This window comes from Pelosinus fermentans DSM 17108 (assembly GCF_000271485.2).
Classification (GTDB): domain Bacteria; phylum Bacillota; class Negativicutes; order DSM-13327; family DSM-13327; genus Pelosinus; species Pelosinus fermentans.
On record NZ_AKVN02000001.1, the window covers coordinates 4,068,621 to 4,087,553 of the forward strand.

At 39.4% G+C, this 18,933-nt stretch carries 20 protein-coding genes; 3 read left to right on the top strand and 17 right to left on the bottom strand.

Going from position 1 to position 18,933, the window contains the following annotated elements:
* Positions 1-231 precede the first annotated feature (231 nt).
* From FR7_RS18690 to cuyB, 6 genes are all read right to left on the bottom strand, one after another.
* Entirely contained in the window at positions 232-816 is a 585-nt protein-coding gene (locus FR7_RS18690; RefSeq protein WP_007937516.1) for an OmpA family protein, read from the bottom strand.
* Complete coding sequence (locus FR7_RS18695; protein WP_237714909.1) at positions 806-2,404, bottom strand: hypothetical protein; 1,599 nt, start codon at positions 2,402-2,404, stop codon at positions 806-808. Before FR7_RS18695 ends, FR7_RS18690 begins: the two co-directional genes overlap by 11 nt.
* A 294-nt stretch (positions 2,405-2,698) precedes the next feature.
* Complete coding sequence (locus FR7_RS18700) at positions 2,699-3,298, bottom strand: tetratricopeptide repeat protein (RefSeq protein ID WP_007937520.1); 600 nt, start codon at positions 3,296-3,298, stop codon at positions 2,699-2,701.
* 211 nt (positions 3,299-3,509) lie between these two features.
* Positions 3,510-3,656: a hypothetical protein gene (locus tag FR7_RS23965; protein WP_007937522.1), complete on the bottom strand. Its 147-nt coding sequence runs from the start codon at positions 3,654-3,656 to the stop codon at positions 3,510-3,512.
* A 222-nt stretch (positions 3,657-3,878) separates the two neighbouring features.
* Positions 3,879-4,052: a hypothetical protein gene (locus FR7_RS23970; protein WP_007937524.1), complete on the bottom strand. Its 174-nt coding sequence runs from the start codon at positions 4,050-4,052 to the stop codon at positions 3,879-3,881.
* Between the two features lie 279 nt (positions 4,053-4,331).
* A complete protein-coding gene (gene cuyB / locus FR7_RS18705; RefSeq protein ID WP_007937525.1) occupies positions 4,332-5,033 on the bottom strand; it encodes a cysteate racemase in 702 nt (233 codons plus the stop codon).
* A gap of 136 nt (positions 5,034-5,169) precedes the next feature.
* Here cuyB and FR7_RS18710 point away from each other — a divergent pair, with 136 nt between their 5' ends.
* A complete protein-coding gene (locus FR7_RS18710; RefSeq protein ID WP_007937527.1) occupies positions 5,170-6,123 on the top strand; it encodes a LysR family transcriptional regulator in 954 nt (317 codons plus the stop codon).
* 97 nt (positions 6,124-6,220) lie between these two features.
* Here FR7_RS18710 and FR7_RS18715 read toward each other — a convergent pair whose 3' ends face one another.
* A complete protein-coding gene (locus tag FR7_RS18715; protein WP_007937530.1) occupies positions 6,221-7,018 on the bottom strand; it encodes a nitroreductase family protein in 798 nt (265 codons plus the stop codon).
* A 175-nt stretch (positions 7,019-7,193) separates the two neighbouring features.
* Between FR7_RS18715 and FR7_RS18720 the strand changes: the two genes are divergently transcribed.
* On the top strand, positions 7,194-7,763 hold the full coding sequence (locus tag FR7_RS18720; RefSeq protein WP_007937532.1) for a TetR/AcrR family transcriptional regulator: 570 nt from the start codon (positions 7,194-7,196) through the stop codon (positions 7,761-7,763).
* A gap of 453 nt (positions 7,764-8,216) precedes the next feature.
* On the opposite strand, the gene FR7_RS18725 is transcribed toward FR7_RS18720, so the two are convergent.
* The 8 genes from FR7_RS18725 to FR7_RS18760 all read right to left on the bottom strand — a co-directional run bounded on the left by FR7_RS18725 (position 8,217) and on the right by FR7_RS18760 (position 16,340).
* On the bottom strand, positions 8,217-8,870 hold the full coding sequence (locus FR7_RS18725; RefSeq protein WP_007937534.1) for a 3-oxoacid CoA-transferase subunit B: 654 nt from the start codon (positions 8,868-8,870) through the stop codon (positions 8,217-8,219).
* Between the two features lie 14 nt (positions 8,871-8,884).
* Positions 8,885-9,532, bottom strand: coding sequence for an acetate CoA-transferase subunit alpha (gene atoD, locus FR7_RS18730; RefSeq protein ID WP_007937537.1), 648 nt, complete (start codon positions 9,530-9,532; stop codon positions 8,885-8,887).
* A 69-nt stretch (positions 9,533-9,601) separates the two neighbouring features.
* Positions 9,602-10,999, bottom strand: a complete 1,398-nt coding sequence (locus tag FR7_RS18735; protein WP_007937539.1) for a GntP family permease — start codon at positions 10,997-10,999, stop codon at positions 9,602-9,604.
* Positions 11,000-11,038: 39 nt separating this feature from the next.
* Positions 11,039-12,067: a ketopantoate reductase family protein gene (locus FR7_RS18740; protein ID WP_007937541.1), complete on the bottom strand. Its 1,029-nt coding sequence runs from the start codon at positions 12,065-12,067 to the stop codon at positions 11,039-11,041.
* A 21-nt stretch (positions 12,068-12,088) separates the two neighbouring features.
* Positions 12,089-13,018, bottom strand: a complete 930-nt coding sequence (kce, locus tag FR7_RS18745; RefSeq protein ID WP_007937543.1) for a 3,5-dioxohexanoate:acetyl-CoA acetone transferase — start codon at positions 13,016-13,018, stop codon at positions 12,089-12,091.
* Positions 13,019-13,422: 404 nt separating this feature from the next.
* Positions 13,423-14,769, bottom strand: coding sequence for a sigma-54 interaction domain-containing protein (locus FR7_RS18750; RefSeq protein ID WP_007937550.1), 1,347 nt, complete (start codon positions 14,767-14,769; stop codon positions 13,423-13,425).
* 367 nt (positions 14,770-15,136) lie between these two features.
* Positions 15,137-15,703, bottom strand: coding sequence for a flavin reductase family protein (locus FR7_RS18755; protein ID WP_007937551.1), 567 nt, complete (start codon positions 15,701-15,703; stop codon positions 15,137-15,139).
* A 343-nt stretch (positions 15,704-16,046) separates the two neighbouring features.
* Entirely contained in the window at positions 16,047-16,340 is a 294-nt protein-coding gene (locus FR7_RS18760) for a hypothetical protein (protein ID WP_007937553.1), read from the bottom strand.
* A gap of 358 nt (positions 16,341-16,698) precedes the next feature.
* Between FR7_RS18760 and FR7_RS18765 the strand changes: the two genes are divergently transcribed.
* The gene (locus FR7_RS18765) at positions 16,699-16,926 is read left to right on the top strand and encodes a helix-turn-helix domain-containing protein (protein ID WP_007937554.1); all 228 of its coding nucleotides are present in this window, start codon (positions 16,699-16,701) and stop codon (positions 16,924-16,926) included.
* Positions 16,927-17,329: 403 nt separating this feature from the next.
* On the opposite strand, the gene FR7_RS18770 is transcribed toward FR7_RS18765, so the two are convergent.
* Both FR7_RS18770 and FR7_RS18775 read right to left on the bottom strand, forming a co-directional pair.
* A complete protein-coding gene (locus FR7_RS18770) occupies positions 17,330-18,163 on the bottom strand; it encodes an epoxyqueuosine reductase (RefSeq protein ID WP_007937556.1) in 834 nt (277 codons plus the stop codon).
* 84 nt (positions 18,164-18,247) lie between these two features.
* Entirely contained in the window at positions 18,248-18,829 is a 582-nt protein-coding gene (locus FR7_RS18775) for a TetR/AcrR family transcriptional regulator (RefSeq protein WP_007937558.1), read from the bottom strand.
* Positions 18,830-18,933: the final 104 nt, after the last annotated feature.

An 18,933-nucleotide genomic window follows, 5' to 3' on the forward strand; every position in this document is an offset into this window, starting at 1 on the left:
TAATATAAAACTCCAAAAGAAGCATCTATCTAAAGATATAGATTTGTCGATATTTTCATATATTTATCTTTTCCAGTACCATTCTATTAAACGCTCATTAGATAAAGCTGCCTAGATATGACCCCAGCATTTAGAGAAGTGCTGGGGGCGTATCTAGGCAGCCTTATCCAATAAGTTTAACTTTCAATACTAGCGCTCACGAATGATTGCTATTGCCACTTTCCATCTAAGCTACTCGGCCCATAACATACGAACTTCAACCCGCCGATTTTCACTGGCCATTTTGTCCACATTATTTTTCAATCGGGTTTCTCCATAGCCAGCAATGCCAATTCGATTTACATATCCCTCTCCCATGGATTGAAGCAAATATCCCCGTACATTTGAGGCTCTTAATGCTGAAAGTTGTATATTATTCTCAAAATAACCACCTTTATTAACCGTTGCGGTAACAACAGTAGGATCAGTATGACCTTCAATAAGAATTTGCATTTGAGGATTCTTATCCATATTCGCGACTAATACACTAGCAACTTCTTTAATGGCAGGAATCGATTTGTCATTTAGCAGCGCACTCCCTTTATCAAAGGTAATATCCGTAAATTCCAACATTCCACTTTCCATATCCAATTTTACTAACCCATTAACTTCATAATCATGGAGTGCACTTTGTAATTGGACAATGGCTTCTCTCTTTTGAGCTTCTTGGGTAAAACGCGGTACAATAACCGCCATAACAAATAGTAAGAGCAATACCAATACAACACTTGATAATAAATCAGCGATGGGTATCCAGGGATTTTTTTCAACTCTCATCTTTTATTACCACAAAATCAGCTTTTTTATTGCTTGCTGTATCTAGCCGATTTTCCTCAATAGAGATCAAATTATTAGACCACCGTAACTTGGGACTTGTTTCTAAGCTATGGCTTCCACTAACATGTATGACCGGTAATTTTGGCTCTATTATCGCTAATTTTTCCAAAGCAGCCGCGATACCTTTTATTTCCCTTTCTAATTTACCAATTGTCTCATATACTGCGTGATTAGTACTACTAAAATGGTTCGTATAGTCATCTAATTTTGTTAATTGCCGACCTACACTAAGAAAAGAATGATTAATGTTTTGATCTAGCCCATCTATCGCCCCAGTAAACTTATCGATACCAGTACTTGCGCCATCCAGGCATCTTCTAATATCCTCATTTACTTTCCCCAATGCAACCTTGATATCGCTTCCCGTCTCAGCTTGCATCTTATTTAAGCTTTCTACCGTACTATTTATCGTATGATTTAAATTGGAGTCCACATGATCCAGCATTCTATTGATTTGAATCGTATTTCCTTGCAATGCGTCTTTAATGATGCGGATACTGTCTTGTTGCACCTCCATGGATTGTTCATTGACGATGGTTGTTTGGTTTGCGATTTTAACCATGCCAGATAACATTTGATTATTCATTTTATTTATGTTTTCCACAAGAATGTTTCTTGTTTCTACCATTAGATTGTCTACCTGCTTATACATTGCTGCCAACTGATTTTCAGTGGCGCTTTCCATATGGTTCAATCGAATCTGCAACATTTTTCCAGCCTGCTGGTGTGTAGTGAGAGTTGCTTCATTTATTACATTAATCTTTTCTAATTGCTCTTTGAAAACACTCTCAAGGCGTTCCTCAATGATATTCAAGCTTTCTGCTGTCGTCAGGTTAAAGGTATTCACAACATGCTTAAGCGAATCTGTTGTTTGAATAAAACCAATCGCACTCTTGGCAAAACTACTTGAGCTTTGTTCTAATGATCCAACCGAATGATTAAAATGCTGTATTTCTTTTAATTGTGCCTCTAACAGTAAACTTTGCTTTTCCAATAAATCTTCAATTCCTGTCTTTTTATTAGCATATAACGTTTCCAATGCTCTTTGCTGATACTCTTGTTTCAATGTCACAAAATAATCGATAGCAAATTTCTGAAATAGAATGGATAATGTCAAACCCCAAACAGATGTCTGAAACTTAAAGGCGATAATCGCCAAAACGCTATTCAATTTTAATAATTCCACTGTCCCCACACTGCTTAATATCTCAGATGCTTGTTTTAATGCAATACCCAGCCCTAGAAATGTAGCCAGTATCCCAACACTAACCAAAATGTTAGGAATGGACGTTATTTTGTATTCACTAGCCTCGAATTCCTGAAGCTTCATACGTAAAAACACATTCGGGTCTAATTTCTTTGACTGTTTATTATATTCCGTCTCAATAGTCTCTAGACGGACAATAAATTCCTGCTTCAAAAAATTCAACTTCATAATCCCATAAATAAAGATCCCCAGTAACACCACTAAAAATAGTAAGGATACAATTGATTCTGGAACGAGTATAAATAGAACGATTTGTTTCAAAAATTCTCCTGATTGCATGAAAACACCCCTCACTTAAAATAAATTTAAATCATCCTATCGGACTTAAAACCACTATTGTAAATTTATTCTTATATTGAAGTATATTATAGATTGCAAATTTAATTCCAATTCATATTATGGTCAATTTTTTACAATAACCAATTGTTCATCCTTCAAATCTTCGTGTGTTGCAAAAAATAAAGCCATGATTATAATCATAGCTCAACTTCAAAATCTATTTATTTTCTTGCAATTTTTTTAAATGTTCATTGCGACTTGGCGGGCTTGCAGTATTTAAATCGTCCCACCAAGTTCTCTTATTTGTTGTGTAGCTTTTTCCCTATTAGGATCCGCAGCAGGTGCATAGCGTATAAATAAATTATAGGCATCTAGCGCTTCAGAGTTACGTCCTAACATTCTGCAAATAGTGGCCTTGTTAAAATAAGTATCCGCATCTTGTGGGTTTAATTCAATTGCTTTAGTATAATCCATTATCGCTAATTCATATTCACCTTTGTTATCATAAATAACTCCGCGATTAGCATAAGAATCTGCACCTTGTGGATTTAATTCAATGGCTTTAGTATAATCTACCATCGCTAAGTCGTATTCGCCTTTGCTATCATAAATGACCCCACGGTTAGTATAAGCATCCGCATCTAATGGATCTAACTCAATCGCTTTGGTATAATCCATAATCGCTAAGTCGTATTCACCTTGGATGTCATAAATTACCCCGCGATTTGTGTAAGCATCTGGATCGTGAGGATTTAACTCAATCGCCTTAGTATACGCAAAAATGGCATTATCATAATCTTCTTTCATGTCATAATCGTACCCTTTATTAAACCACTGAATGGCTGTAAAAGAATGTTCATTTTCATCCGCAAACATATCAACATACTCCTTTTTCTATAAATATGTATTTACCTAAAAGTATAACCATCTACACATTGATTGAACCAGCTTATATCGCTGATACAGGACAGTTGAAGGACAGTTGGGGACGTTCCCTTTGCCAACATAAAGTTGTCAAAAAAGGAGCGTCCCCACTGTCTTTCTTACTTCGCCAAATTCCTTGGTTTATCAACGTCACAACCACGAGTTACAGATGCAAAAAGCTTGACGCCACAGTTAGTGCAAGTACAGTGGCCAAGGAAATTAAAAATGGCTTCATCGGTGAAGATAATACACTATTAAATTCCCTGTCTTCTTTGTGTTCATAGCAATATCCGCCGTAACAAGTTTTCATAATGATCAATCCTTTCTTATAATCATTATCTCTTATCTAAAATCCCTTTTCAGAGATTAAATGTAGTTGTTTGATTACTTTTATTATATAATGATAATCGTTATCTGTAAAGTATTGTTATTTATATTTTGTTTTTTTAAGGAACATCCCCTTTATCTTCCTTATGGTGTCAATTATATTACCAAACAAAAAAAGGCACCCTTTTACAGAGTACCTTTAGTTCTATTCTTCCGTTACCTTCAACATCTTCAGAAATTCATTCATAGAATACGCTTCTTCCTGATCTGGTTTATCATCGAACCTTACAAAAACCTTAGATCCATCTATATTCGTTATCGTTCCGTTATGACAGGTATTAAAATAGAGAGATACTTTTGAACCAACTTCAATAAGCATACGAATGACCTCCTATTCATTTGCTACAGCTGCCTGTTATAGTATTGCCCTGTTTTAGTTTCTTTAGCATTCAGCATCTTGAAGTTTTTTATTATTTCTCTAAACGTTTATGTAAGGCATTTCTTTATGCTCCGCTATTATGCGCTCAGCGCAGGTCGCAGTTCTATGCAGGCGTCAGATTATTGACACTAACAATCAACCTCTTGTATTGTCAACAACCCATCTTAGCGACATCTTATAAGTAAAGAGACAGCTTGCCAATATCGGCAAACTGTCTCTTTATTTAGTTAATAACGGCTTCTCAACAAAACGGATTGCCGCTGCAGCTAATACTGAGGTGGGGTCAATTGACGGTCTTTCAATATGAAACAGTTCAAATGCAACCGAAAGCTCTGTACAACCCAATACCAATATTTCTGCCCCTTTTTCAAAAAGCTCGTCAATGGCTCCATAAAATTGATTAAGGTTGATATTCCTATTTGACGCCTTTATCCCATTATAAATAATATCCATTACACTCCTCTGCCCTATTGGCGAAGGAATCACCAAATCGATTCCTGCGTCCGCTAAGGCCGTATGATACACTCTTGACTTAATAGTCCCATCCGTTGCCAGTAACCCAATTTTTCTTATTTTTCTTCTTTGTATTTCCTGCACCGTTTCTTTCAACATATTTAAAAGTGGAATATCAAAGAAAGGCGTAATCTTATCATAAAAATAATGCGCTGTATTGCATGGCATTATTAATACATCTGCCCCCATGGACTGCAATCTAACGCCGCTTCTCACCATTTCGGGAATGGGGTCTTTTCCCCCTCCTAAAATGGCTTTTGTCCTGTCAGGAATATTAGTATTACAATCTATACAAATATGGATATGTTCTTGGTCACACTTGGCATCCGTCATATCTATAATTTTCTTAAACAAATCGCATGTAGCTAACGAGCCCATGCCGCCAATAATGCCGATTGATTTTTGCATGATACTTTTCCTCCAGCTTATAACAATGACTTCCATGATTCCTTATTTGATTTCATTATAAATTTCAACTACAATAGAATCAAATACATATATCAGTATAAATAATATAATCATTTAGTTATAGTACGGAGGCGTCATGTTTAAAGGAAAAGAATATATCTATGAAGTATATAAAGAAAAAAGCTTTTCAAAAGCAGCACAAAATCTCTATATCAGCCAACCAGCGTTAAGTGCTTCCATCAAAAAAATTGAAAAACGCCTCGGCTGTTGCATTTTTGACCGAAGCAGTAATCCTGTGCAATTAACAGAAGCCGGCACCGAATATGTAAAATCCGTAGAAAAAATTATGGATATTGAAAATCGGTTTGAAAACTATCTCAGTAATTTAAACCAATTAAAAACAGGGCGCCTTTCTATTGGTGCAAGCAATGTATTTGCTTCCTTTATTCTTCCGGCAATCATCACAAAGTTCACCAATAAATACCCATCGATTAAGGTAAATCTAGTTGAAGCCAATAGTGCTCATTTAGAAGACCAGTTATTTTCCGGCGCACTTGATTTTGTAATTGATAATTACCCCTTGAATGAACTCATCTATGAAAAACACTTGTTTTGCCGCGAATGTCTGATTCTAGCCGTTCCTCAAGAATTTTCTTCAAACTGTCTCGCTCAAGAATATCAGTTATCAATTGAAGATATCCGCCAAGGAATGCACTTAAAACCAACGACCAAACCCGTGCCTTTATCCTTATTTACTCATGATCCATTCATTTGCTTAAGGGCTGGAAACGACACGCGAATGCGTACCGATAAAATTTTCCAGGAACAAGGCATTACACCCAAAATTATTTTGGAATTGGATCAGTTGGCTACAGCCTATAATGTTTCCTGTTACGGCATGGCAATTACCATTATTAGCGATACCTTAGCTCAAAAAGCAAATGATTCTTCAAATATGCTATATTACAAAATAAATAGTACTCACACATACCGCAACGTGTTTTTCTACAATAAACAAAATAAATATATTACCAAAGCCATGGAAGAATTTATAAAAATAGCACAAAATACAGATGGAAAACACCACTAGGAACATTCCTCTTTTGGCAACTTTAGTTACCCAAAAAAGGAACGCCCCTAACTGTCACTATTATGAATTCAGAGTATTGCTTCAGGAAAGAACTGCGTTACATTATGAATGTAGCATCTAGTGAATTTCTATCTACTAATCTCGTATATTGATACTTAGGATAACCAACCATAACTGCACCAACTACCGTTTTTTCTTCTGAAATATTGAATAAATCAGATAGCGGTGAATTTTCGATAGCTGCAAAATGTTCAAAAATACCAGCCCAACAGGTTCCAAGTCCTAATGAAGGGGCAAATAACTCTAGATAGGTTAAGCAGGAAATAGCATTATTTTTAGCATATGGAAAATCCTTGTCTGCAATAGCTATAATTAAATTTGGTGCGCCGCGGAAAACTGAATCAAGTCCTTTTTCCCTGTAACCTATAATCGCTGCTTCTATTAAATGCCTTATAGGGGAATGTTCTGCCATCTGAATAGTGATTTCAGCAGCTTTCTCAAGTAATTGTTTATTTTCTACGATAACATAGGATATACCCTGACTATTAGACGCAGTAGGAGCTAGTCTAGCGATATTCACTAATTTTGATAAAATTTCTCTTGATACAGGCTTGTCATGATAATTTCTTATAGAACGACGAGATCTTAAAAAATGCTCTGCCTGGTGCGGATTTAACTTAGAAAAATTATTAGCATCAACTTGTAGCGCCAGTGGTGCTTTCTCGTTATCGATTGCAGAATTAGGACATATTGCAACACAATGCCCACAGGCATTGCAATTGGTGCTTGCCACTTCTTCCGGCCCTTTTTCTCCCATCTGTAGAACATCTACTGGGCATTCTTTAATGCAAAATCCACATTTAATACACCTTTCGTTGACTGTTATTAAGCTCATTGTAGTCATCTCCTTAATAAAAATAACCCACAAATGTTGAGTTTTGAACATTTGTTTAATATAATAGTAGCAACGCTGTTAACTGAAATCAATGAGTAAAACGGCCACATCTGTTGATTAATAAACAAAATAGATAAAAATGTTCATTTATACAATAGTAAGGAGAAATTTTATTATGGATAGGCGTATTGAAAAATCCAAGCAAGCTATTATGGATGCTTTTACTAAACTGATGTTGGAAAAAGATTTTGAAAAAATTACGATTAACGAAATTGCAGAATTGGCAAATGTAAATCGGGGAACTGTATATTCGCACTATGTAGACATTTTTGATTTATTAAATCAATGCATAGAGAATCATTTAAATAAATTATTTGAAAATTGTCAGCCAAAAGGCAATGATAACAATATTTCTGGTAAAGATTCGCTTTGTAGAACATTTAATTATCTAGAGCAAAATGCTTTTTTCTATTCAAAAATGCTAATGAGTAAGAGTATTACAGCCTTTAGAAACCGATTACATGCTTTGATGGTAAAGAGTGTTGAAGAACAACTTGATATGAATGGCATCAATACAGATGTGAATAGGGAAATCATGGTACAATATTTTGCTTCGGCAACCATCGGTGTAATTGAATGGTGGATTACAAATTCAATGCCCTATTCATCAGAATATATGGCAGAACAATTATTATCGCTGATGGAGAGATATCAAAATGTCACTGAACCCCTTACAAGAAGATAATTCGACCCCACTGTTTATAAATCCCACACAAGCAAAAAAGCCACTATTTATCAAAAACAATAAATAGTGACTTTAATTATTTCCTTATACACAGGATTTTTTTCCTGGCCGGTTGCATAATTTTCAATCTGTGGGTATAATATAAGAAAAGGACTGACGTGCGCTAACACGCCAGCCCCCACAGGCTGTCTAACCGGAAAACGGTTAGCCCAAACGTTAGTTATTGAGAAATAACCGCCGCTTTTGAGCAGGGGCGGTTATTTCTTTTTGGTCGTGACCAATACCATGAGCGTGGCAAATGCGACAGCAAATGTCAATGCTTCATAAATAGTCATCTTACCACCCCCTTCCCTAAAAAGGAAGGGGCTAACCGTCCCCCGAGCATCCTGCATAATTAGTATAGCATATTTTCCCAGAGGTAAAAAAGAATTTTTTTATTCCTGTTTTTGTGGCTTAAACGATTGGCATGATGCACATTCGAGGCCCTATCACAAATTCGGCCACAGTATTGGTCCTCACTTCATCTACCGTAACCCCCGGTGCAGTTTCTAGAAGAAGTAAGCCTGTCGGAGTTACTTCAAATACACACAAGTTGGTAATAATAAAATTAACAACGCCTTTACCAGTTAAGGGAAGAGTACATTTTTTTAATATTTTGGGGCTCCCGTCTTTTGTAGTATGCTCCATAGCGACGATGACCTTCTTGGCTCCCGATACCAGATCCATAGCTCCGCCCATACCCGGCACCAATTTCCCTGGCACCATCCAGTTGGCGAGATTTCCTTCCTGATCAACTTCTAATGCCCCCAGAACAGTCATATCCACGTGCCCGCCCCGAATGATGGCAAACGACATGGCACTGTCAAATACCGCTCCGCCAGGGATAATGGAAACTGCCTTGCCGCCAGCATTCACCAGATCCACATCGGCAACTGGCCCGTCCAAAGGAGCCAGCCCTAAAAAACCATTCTCTGACTGAAGAATAACGCTAATACCAGTTGGCAGAAAATCAGCTGCCAACGTGGGTATCCCTATGCCAAGGTTCACAACATACCCATCCTCAAACTCCTGAGCTACCCGCTTCGCTATAATCGTTTTTGCATCCATGTTTATATCCCCCATTACCCCTTGATAATCCAATCAACAAATATGCCCGGCGTCATCACTTGATCCGGATCAATCTGACCTTTTTCTACAATGTTTTCAGCCTCAACGATAACCACTTTGGCTGCCATCGCCATCAAGGGGTTAAAGTTGCGGGCTGAACGGTAAAATATCAGGTTCCCAGCTGTATCGGCAGTATGTGCCTTAATCAGTGCCACATCAGCTTTCAATGGTTTTTCCAGTAGAAATTCTCTCCCGTCTACTGTTATAACCTCCTTACCCTCGGCGACAATCGTTCCAAGACCCGTTGGCGTGAGTATGCCACCTAATCCGGCGCCACCGGCACGAATCTGCTCAGCTAGAGTACCTTGGGGAATCAGTTCCACCTCAAGTTCTCCAGTATTCATCTGCCTCCCTGTTTCGGGATTAGTTCCGATATGAGAGACCACTGCCTTCTTTAGTTGTCGGCTAACCACAAGTTTGCCGATACCTTTATCGGGCATAGCCGTATCATTCGCAATGCAAGTCAGATTTTTCGTCCCTTTGTTAACCAGTGCATCTATCAAGCGTTCGGGCGTCCCCGCTCCAAGGAAGCCACCGATCATAACAGTCATATTTTCCTGCACAAATTCAAGTGCTTGTTCAATCGTCGTAATTTTAGACATACATTGCCTCCAATTTTATTTTGGCAGAAAAAGTCGGCTGCTCCGGCTTTTTCTGCCAAAAAATCTTTCTTATATAATACCTGTCACCAAATGGATAAAAATAACAGCAAAAGCGGCTACCGTTTTAATGCCAACGATTGCAGCGATATCCCCATATGATTGTTTATGCGTCAAACCACATACTGCAATAATGGTAATCACTGCGCCATTATGCGGCATACTATCCATCCCGCCCGAGGCCATAGCCGCAACACGATGAAGAACCTCTGGGGACATACCTATAGCATTTGCCCAGGTCAGCCAATCTTTGGCCATCAAATCAAGAGCGATGGACATCCCTCCCGATGCAGAACCAGTAATACCAGCTAATGTGGTTATGGTCACAGCTTCGGACATTAACGGCGTGCCGCCTAAATGGATACCTAAGAGTGCATCAGCGATGGACTTAAAACCAGGTAACGAGGCAATAACATTACCATAGCCAACCTCAGAAGCGGTGTTCATAATTGCCAAAAGTGATCCGATAGCCCCTGCATTTAAAGCAGTTGCCAAACCCCCCTTGGGCAAGTTGCGGTAACCTAAGCCAATTGCTAAGATAATTCCAATTACAACAGCGATAATCAACGACCAGATTGCTAAAACATTCTTAACAGCAGGGGCTACCAGTGGTAATTTCATATCAAGAAACGGTGCCAGAATGTTTGGATTCCATTGATAGACGTTAGTCATAATAAAGTTTATAGACAATACGGCAAGCAGTGGTAACATCGCCAGTCTCCAGTCGGGGAGAGCACTAGTATCGGCTTCGTCTGGCTCTAGGATATGACCTTCGCCGTAAAATTCTCCAGCGGCATGGGCTTTTTTAAGACGCCATTGAAAATAATACATACCACCAGCAAAAATCATTATTGACCCGATAATACCCAACAAAGGTGCAGCGTAGACATTCGTACCAAAAAAATTTGCCGGGATAATATTTTGTATTTGGGGCGTACCTGGCAGAGCATCCATGGTATAAGTACATCCACCTAATACAATAATTCCTGGTATCAATCGTTTGGGAACACCAGCTTCCTTGAAAAGCGCCGCGGCGAAAGGATAGATAACGAATACAATGACGAAGAGGCTTACCCCGCCATAGGCCAATACACCACCTGCAATTACTACCGCTAAGATAGCGCGATCTTTTCCTACGATTTGCAGTATCTTATAAGCTATCGCCTTGGCGAAACCTGTTCCCTCCATGAGTTTTCCAAAAACGGCCCCCAGCATAAAGATAGGGAAAAATGACTTTACATAAACTACTGCCTTCGCCATGAATAACTCAGTGTATGAGGGCATCACTGAAAAACCTTGGCTTGCAGCTGCCAGGAGTGCGAAAATCGGTGCAAATAGAATGACGGAAAAACCCCTGTACGCCATGAACATCAGCAAAAACAAACTGAGCAATATCCCAAATACTTCCACAGTAGATTGCCTCCCTATATTTCATTTTTTTAGCGAAACTTATTTTGCACTTTCGATAATTTCATTGAACCGCTCAAGATAATTGAAATCATTTACGCCGCCTCTGGCTTCTGCTTCTTTTACCAACTTGACGACCATGTCATTAAAGGGAGTTGGTACCCCGCATTTTTGCCCTCCCAGGCATACAACACCATTGATATAGTCAATCTCAGTCTTGTTTCCCTTTTCCAAGTCTTGGAGCATACTTGCTTTGTTATTATGCCGACCCCACACTTTTTTGTAAAAATCCATTTTGGATGGAATATCAGCCTTACTACTTAGCTCTAGGAATTCCATATCAGCGCCCTGCATCTCCACCATACGGTATCCCAGAACGTGACATACCTTGATAACCTCGTCTGCAATATGGGCAACGCAGACCATAGCCTTAGGATTAGCCAGAACGTCGCTGAAAGTACCGTTTAGAGCAGCAGACATACCGCTAAACGTAGAATTCATCAGCAATTTGGTATAGCGGATGCCCATCAGGTTGGTTAAAATGGTTGTCCCGCCAGCTGCACTAAGAGTCTCTTTCACTTCTTCCAATCGCGGGCGCAGGACCCCATCAATTTCGCCGATCTCAAAAGCAAATTTTTCCACCGCTTCTAGGGTCGAAGTAAGCTCGGACACACCTGGCTTAAGCCAAGTAGCACCGAATCCAACTGCGCCACCAATGGTTCGTTCCTTTCCAACGTACGAAGCTACCAAATCTTCAGGAACCCCGTTTTGTAGCGTACATACAATACTATCTTTGTGTAAATAAGGCAGCAGCTTGGGTAACGCTGTCGCATTAGCTGTTTGTTTTGTTAATAAAAGGATAAGATCATACGTTCCTGTCATTTCCTCAGGCGTGATTGCCTTTACCGGCTGATGAAGTTCAAGATTACCAGTAACCGTGGCGCCATTCGCATTCAGTGCATTAACATTTTCTTTAAAAGAATCAATCAGCTCAACTTGCTTACCGTTCTTAGTCATCAAAGCACCAATGATAATCCCCAGTGCCCCTGCTCCTAAAATAGCTGTTCTCATATTAATACCCTCCATTCTTAATTAATAATTAACATTTTCTATACCCTTGAGATTAAGGATTTGTCGAGCCTCATCAGAATTGGCAATTTCCAATCCGAGCCTTTCTGCGATTTCTTTAATCTGAATTACTTGTTCAGCGCTGGATTTCGCCAAAACTCCTGGTTTCAAATAAATATTATCTTCCAATCCGACCCGTGCGTTCCCCCCCATTGTCAAAGCAGCAGTAACTATTGGAAATTGAGCCTTCCCCGCTGCCGCGCAGGACCAAACAAAGTCTCCGATTTGTTCACGAGCTGTTTTGGCCAAATAGACGAGATTATCCACAGTCGCAGGAATTCCGCCTAAGATCCCCATTACAAATTGTAGATAAACTGGTCCCGTAAGCAGCCCTTTTTCCTTAAAATAGGCGATGTTATTAATCATTCCTACGTCGTATACCTCAAACTCAGGGCGCATTCCGTGTTCATTCATGGTGTTCAGATAATACTCCAATCCTGTGAAAGTGTTGGTAAACACCAGTTCATTCGTGCGCTTGAGGTAAGGAATTTCCCAGTCGAATTTTGGGTTTTTTATCTTTGCCGCGAGATCAGCAAACACAAAGTTTACCGATCCTGCGTTACAGGAAGCTAACTCCGGTTTCAACTCCACTGCAGCAGCAAGACGTTGTTCTGAAGACATCCAAACTGCTCCGCCAGTGGTAATACAAACGACTGCATTACACTGCTGTTTGATGGAAGTAACGATTTCCCTCATAATATTTATATCAGGGGTTGGACTACCATCCTTTGGATCTCTAGCATGAACATGAACGACTGCGGCTCCAGCCTTATGAGCCTCTACCGCATCCTTAATGATTTGTTCCGGTGTAAAAGGAAAATAAGCACTTAAACTTGGGGTATGGGTTGCTCCTGTAACTGCTGCGGTTATAATGGTTTTGCTTTGCTTTGCCATGTAAACTCCTCCTTGATATAAATCTGTTTCTGATTTTGATATACTGATTCACGTTCGCTATATATTTCTTTTATCAGAACTACCTTGCTATATATGCAATCAGCATGCCAACGTTAAAAAACAACGCAGGCATTGTGCTCTTTGGCGCAAATCAATGGGTTTCGCTAGACTTTCGACTTTCATTTTAAATACCCAAGTGTCAGTATGTAATTACACAATTATTCTGAAATCAATGAATATTGCTATAATAATCTATCACCCAGAGGATAGAGGACTGTATGTAATCGTAAACTTACACTGTCATTCTTTACTTACATTTGACACAAAAAATAAAAAGCACAGAAAACGGGGTAAGTATCGATTTACCCCGTTTTCTGTGCTTTTTAATATGATATAGGATTCCCTTACTGAATGCCGAGACGACGGATTTTTTGGTAAAGCAGTGGCCGAGCAATACCCAGTAGTTCCGCAGCCTTCTTTTTATTCCCCTGCGTCGATTGCAGCGCGTCCAAAATAACCTCTTTTTCGATAGCCGCTTTCGCCTCCTGAATTCCTCGACCAGCAGTGAACTTCCCTTGTTTCTGGATCTTAGGTAGTAACCATTGAAAATGAATCGGCTCAAGAAAACTAGAATTGCAGTGATTAACCGCCCTTTCGATAGCATGTTCTAGTTCTCGAATATTTCCTGGCCATTCATACGCCATTAAAATTTTCACAGCCTCAGGAGCAATAGCCACTTTTCCTAACCCCGCCTGGTCTCCATATCGCTCTATGAAATTTTCTATGAGCAGCGGTATATCTGTTTTTCGCTCTCGAAGCGGCGCAATCTTAATAGGAATGACATTCAGTCGATAATATAAATCAGATCGAAAAGTCCCCTGCTTGACCAGGTCTTCCAAATCATCATTAGTAGCTGCCACAATTCTGATGTTAACGGATATGGGAGCCGTTCCCCCAACTCGCTCGATTTCCTTTTCTTGTAAGGCACGAAGCAATTTGGCCTGGGCGGCCAACGACAATTGGCTGACTTCATCCAGGAATAATGTACCTTTCTCCGCTATCTCAAATTTGCCCTTTTTTCCCGCCCGGCGCGCTCCAGTAAAAGCCCCCTCATCGTAACCAAACAACTCCGATTCAATAAGTTCATTAGGAATGGCTGCACAATTGAGCTTAACAAAAGGATGATGGGATCGCCGGCTTTCCTGATGCAAAGCGTGAGCAACTAACTCCTTGCCCGTACCCGTTTCGCCCTGAATCAAGACAGTGGAGTTAGCACATGCAGCTCTTACTATTATTGTCCGCAATGCAGCAACAGCATCGCTAGAGCCGATAATGTTTTCTAAAGAATACTTTACTCCAGAATTGTTTTTCAGTTTCTCTTTGTAATAGTTCAGTTCACCACGCAATTCTTCTACAGAATAGATCAGTTTGTCAACCCCTTCAAAAACTGAGAAGGACATGGCACCGATAATGACACCGTCCTTAGCCAAAGGAACTCGATTGCAAATCAAAGGTTTACCTTCACTATAGAATATTTCACCTAAAATGGGTTTCCCTGTTTCAAGAACTGCGGGAAGCCGACTTGTTGCCACCACATCCTTGATGTATCGCCCTATAATATCTTCCATTTTCCAGCCTTTTAGCTTCGCATAATTTTCTTCTACAAAAACGATTCGTGCTTTATGATCCACTACTACTAATCCATACAGATGAGTACACACTTGCTTCATGATTTCACTGTGCGTTGCCACTACAACCCCTCCTTACAGATAAAATGAGTCTATTTTATATTTTCTCGATAATGAGCATAACTTTTCTTCAGGAGCTGCACCATCAGCCGTATCTGGGGCAGACGGATTGCATATCACTAAAACCCCTCTCATACTGTAATAATAATAGCACATCTTCATTCTTGCCGCATACGTAAATCAATACCAGTTTCTAACTCTCTGCCATCATAACGTTTGAACTTTTATTCTTTTTTATCCACAAAAAATCCCCTCCAGATTGTTAGTGTAAGTCCATTCTATCAATGGCCTTTTTTACACGGTCAACCTAAAGGGGATAATACCTTATTGTTCTTATTCTATTAATAAACCACTTTTCTATTTTTCCTTTTCAATAGTCTTTTCCAATAGAAAAGGCCTGAGCGACTTGTTTTCCTACACCATAGTAATGGCCACTGTCAGCAGCAAAAATTAAAGGTTTTATTTGTTCAATAACCGGCTGACCGCCTTTTTCTTGTATACTCTCATCCATTTTGACATCCATCACTTCACCTATAAACTGGGTATGCAGGCCAAGCTCAATAACCTGGATAACTTTACACTCCAAATTAATTGGAAATTCCCTGATGTAAGGAGCATCAACAATATCACTTTTTACCGCTGTAAGGCCAGTCTTAGCAAATTTATCCTCCTTATGTCTGGAGGCTATGCCAAAGTAATCAGCTTCTTTTGCATAGTTTTCTGAAGGAATATTAATTGTGAATGCCTTTTTGAGCATTAGGTTATCATACGAATACGTTGCTTTGCGTAGTGAAACGGCAACACAAGGGGGAGCTGAGCAGCAAATACCTCCCCAAGCAGCAGTCATCGCATTAGGATTTCCTTCCTTATCATAGGTACATACGACTAGAATAGGTGCAGGATAGAGCAATGTTTTAGCACCCAAACTTTTTTTCATACTTTTCACCTCTTAGTTATTATCTGCATAAAACCTTACTTTAGATCCTTTAATTGTAATTACAGGCATTGTACATCATCGTACTATAAGTATGGTCGTTTCTCTCATGATATATGTTATTCTTTCAATACAAAAGTATGCACTTTTACGATAGGTGCTATACATTACAGCAGATACCATCCTGCCACTCGGTAAGTTGACTGGAATGACGCAGCTTACCTAGTATCATATGTGACAATCTTTAGAGTTTTCCTAAAAAAACCGCCCCTACCCTCAACATTTTGAGGATAGGGGCGGTACCTATTTACCGATTCTACTGTTACAGACTTCGCCACACAATTTCTTACCGCCTTGATGGTTCCCAGGACAATGCCTGCATAATAAATCGTATCGAGTCAGAAAAACCTTGTCGGTAACTAACAGCCATACTCGCTGCTTCCCTTTCATTGTTTTTGTCGGCTAACCTGCTTAAAATGAGGTGTAAATTTGGGGGCAATGCTGCACGTAATTCCTCTTCATATTCTTTAGCCGCTATATTGGAATAATAATAGTCATTTGATATTTGCTGTAGTGGTATGTTAAGACTAATATCCTCCATAGAATCCATTGCACTTTCAAAAAGGCTTTCTTTTTTCACGATATTCCTCTCCTTAGTATTTAAAATGAACTCCTGCTATGCCCTTAATCGATTGTCCTTAGCCATGTACTCCGTGTAATCTTGTTTTGACAAGCTTTACGAATACGCCATTTATGTTATTGATCTGATTAGACTATATATAGCCATACAAATATGGTTTACCAACTTTTATATGTTTTTTAGAGTATTTTATAAAATCAACTATGAACTATAGTTGGATATGAGTTATAATGAAATACATATGTAGTTATATATCTGTACCGCAAATATACAATTAATGAGTTATTTAATATGGTAAGTATTACTTACTATATTAACAGTATAACGTAAGTGCAACTTACGGTCAAGAGGTTTTTCTATGTTTAAAAAAGAACTTTTTATTGAACGTTTAAATTTACTTATGAAAAAGAATCAAACCTCCAAACAGGCTTTAGGAAATGCGATTGGTGTAAGTCGTCCAGCTATCAGCCAATTTGCGAGTGGTAGCAATCTGCCTTCAATTGAAAAACTAGCGGCTATCGCTGATCATTTTGACGTATCTATTGACTATCTCGTTGGACAATCCGATGACCCGAAGCGAAAATAGTGGCTCTTTATCCTAACAACCAAATCTACCAAAATATAGGTGGAAGGTGACCTGCCCCCGCACAAGACAGGATTAATAGTTAAAATCCAAAAGCCAATTCCCTTACTATAAAGGAATTGGCTTTTTATGTTGTGTGCTAAAAAAGAACTCTTCTATTGATATGTATTGTTTCACGCGGTTTATACAAATATATTGTTCATTGTATTTCACTATTTCCAGAGGCAATCAACCTGTCCCTGGAAGATATTCTAGGCTATTCCTATGAAGTTGTCAAAAAGAAACGTCCCCTTTGTCTTCATAAATTATTTTTCTCTAAAAATTTTGTTTTTTCCTGCCAATCCTTGAAAAAAGGACCATATAATGCAATAATAAGTAAAATTATGATTAAAATGTCCACTTTGACTTATCTTGCTTCGTTTTTTCCCCTTGGATTTTTGAATTCACAGGGTACACGAGTTTGGCAAAGACCACAACCAGATGTCCTTTGACCACCATATTTTTCAGCCAATTGCACTGACTCTTCGCAAAATAAATAATTCCGGCACTTGATCTTATCATGACCGCTCATCGTAATCGCCCCTACGGGACAACGAGAAATACAGGCATTACAATTTAAACAATTGGCACGGTAATCCTGTTCTTTTCGTAAAGTTGGCAGCAGTTTTAGGTCGGTGATGACCGATCCTAATCGTATAGCCATACCAGCTTCCGAGATGAATGCATCATTCATACTGAAAGTTCCCAAGCCTGCCGCATAGGCTGCATGTCGCTCCGACCAATTGGAGGCAATGCCTACTGGTGTCTCTGAAAAACACTGAAATACGCCTGATAGTGTTGGCGCTACCGCCTGATAGCCAAGTCCAGTAAGATACTCAACCATATGACGACGAAGTTCGCAATTAAATTCTTCACCAAAATATCGAGTTAGAGCCCACTCCCGTCCAGGCCACTGCTCCTGCAAACGGTTACTTTGTCTTGCTAGTTCGCTGATAGGCAAGACCCAACAGATTACTGTTCCGACTGCTACCCTGTTATCATCCAAAGTAGCTGCGAAGATTTCGCGTGGCGTAAGATGAAACTCGCCAATACTATTCTTGTACTCCTTGAACAAGGGATCATCCCAAGATGCATAACCCACTAGAGGTTCTGAAAAATATATCAAACCCGTTTCCTCATGCCGATTTCCCAGACTCGTCGCTACGAACCGACGAATTTCCTCCAGAATTTTTTCTTCCATGCCACCATCCCCTTTCGTACTGTTTAGTCCAAAATTATTTTATATCTAGGCATCGATTCAAAAAATCGATGCCTATAAATACCCTCAGTTCAAAACTGTTAGTGCCTCCTTGGCCATATCTTCCAAAACACCGCGGTTACAACGTCGTCTGGCATCTACATTCATGCCAGTAGCTAAAGCCACGAAGAACCTAGCCAAAGACCGAACATCTCGCCCAGCAGCAAGTTCACCACGGTCTTGCCACTTTGCAATGAAAGCAGTCAGCTCGTCTTCCATCTTTTCGGCGCTGCCCCGTATTATCTCACGTGTCTCTTGGTCAGCTGTAACCAATGCCGTAGCCGTATTGGTAAAAAAGCAACCTCCTGGATAACCTTCATGTACAGCTAGATCTATTATCTCTTGCAAAAAGCAAACTATACCTTGTCGTAGAGAAGGTGCCGATGCCAGTATCTCCCTGCGCCGTTGCCTGACCATCGCAGCGTAATACTCTATGGTCTCACAAAACAGTTGCCTTTTGTCACCAAAAGTATCATACAAACTAGACCGACTTATTGCCATTGCTTCTATTAAGTCGGGAATACTCGTACCATCATAACCCTTTAGCCAAAAGACCTTCATGGCTTGAGCCAAGGCTTCTTTTCTTTCAAATTCTTTGGGTCTCGCCATTTTTTTCATCCTCCGAATATTAGTATAACAATTCTGGATCAATCAGTCCATATCTTTTTAAAGGTCCCTCACGTCTTATTTTGACAGTAAACATAAATAATATT

Coding starts and splice junctions, on each gene's coding strand:
- FR7_RS18690 (WP_007937516.1), bottom strand. CDS start 816: ATGAGAGTTGAAAAAAATCCCTGGATACCCATCGCTGATTTATTATCA.
- FR7_RS18700 (WP_007937520.1), bottom strand. CDS start 3,298: ATGTTTGCGGATGAAAATGAACATTCTTTTACAGCCATTCAGTGGTTT.
- FR7_RS23965 (WP_007937522.1), bottom strand. CDS start 3,656: ATGAAAACTTGTTACGGCGGATATTGCTATGAACACAAAGAAGACAGG.
- FR7_RS23970 (WP_007937524.1), bottom strand. CDS start 4,052: ATGCTTATTGAAGTTGGTTCAAAAGTATCTCTCTATTTTAATACCTGT.
- cuyB (WP_007937525.1), bottom strand. CDS start 5,033: ATGCAAAAATCAATCGGCATTATTGGCGGCATGGGCTCGTTAGCTACA.
- FR7_RS18710 (WP_007937527.1), top strand. CDS start 5,170: ATGTTTAAAGGAAAAGAATATATCTATGAAGTATATAAAGAAAAAAGC.
- FR7_RS18715 (WP_007937530.1), bottom strand. CDS start 7,018: ATGAGCTTAATAACAGTCAACGAAAGGTGTATTAAATGTGGATTTTGC.
- FR7_RS18720 (WP_007937532.1), top strand. CDS start 7,194: ATGGATAGGCGTATTGAAAAATCCAAGCAAGCTATTATGGATGCTTTT.
- FR7_RS18725 (WP_007937534.1), bottom strand. CDS start 8,870: ATGGATGCAAAAACGATTATAGCGAAGCGGGTAGCTCAGGAGTTTGAG.
- atoD (WP_007937537.1), bottom strand. CDS start 9,532: ATGTCTAAAATTACGACGATTGAACAAGCACTTGAATTTGTGCAGGAA.
- FR7_RS18740 (WP_007937541.1), bottom strand. CDS start 12,067: ATGAGAACAGCTATTTTAGGAGCAGGGGCACTGGGGATTATCATTGGT.
- kce (WP_007937543.1), bottom strand. CDS start 13,018: ATGGCAAAGCAAAGCAAAACCATTATAACCGCAGCAGTTACAGGAGCA.
- FR7_RS18755 (WP_007937551.1), bottom strand. CDS start 15,703: ATGAAAAAAAGTTTGGGTGCTAAAACATTGCTCTATCCTGCACCTATT.
- FR7_RS18765 (WP_007937554.1), top strand. CDS start 16,699: ATGTTTAAAAAAGAACTTTTTATTGAACGTTTAAATTTACTTATGAAA.
- FR7_RS18770 (WP_007937556.1), bottom strand. CDS start 18,163: ATGGAAGAAAAAATTCTGGAGGAAATTCGTCGGTTCGTAGCGACGAGT.
- FR7_RS18775 (WP_007937558.1), bottom strand. CDS start 18,829: ATGGCGAGACCCAAAGAATTTGAAAGAAAAGAAGCCTTGGCTCAAGCC.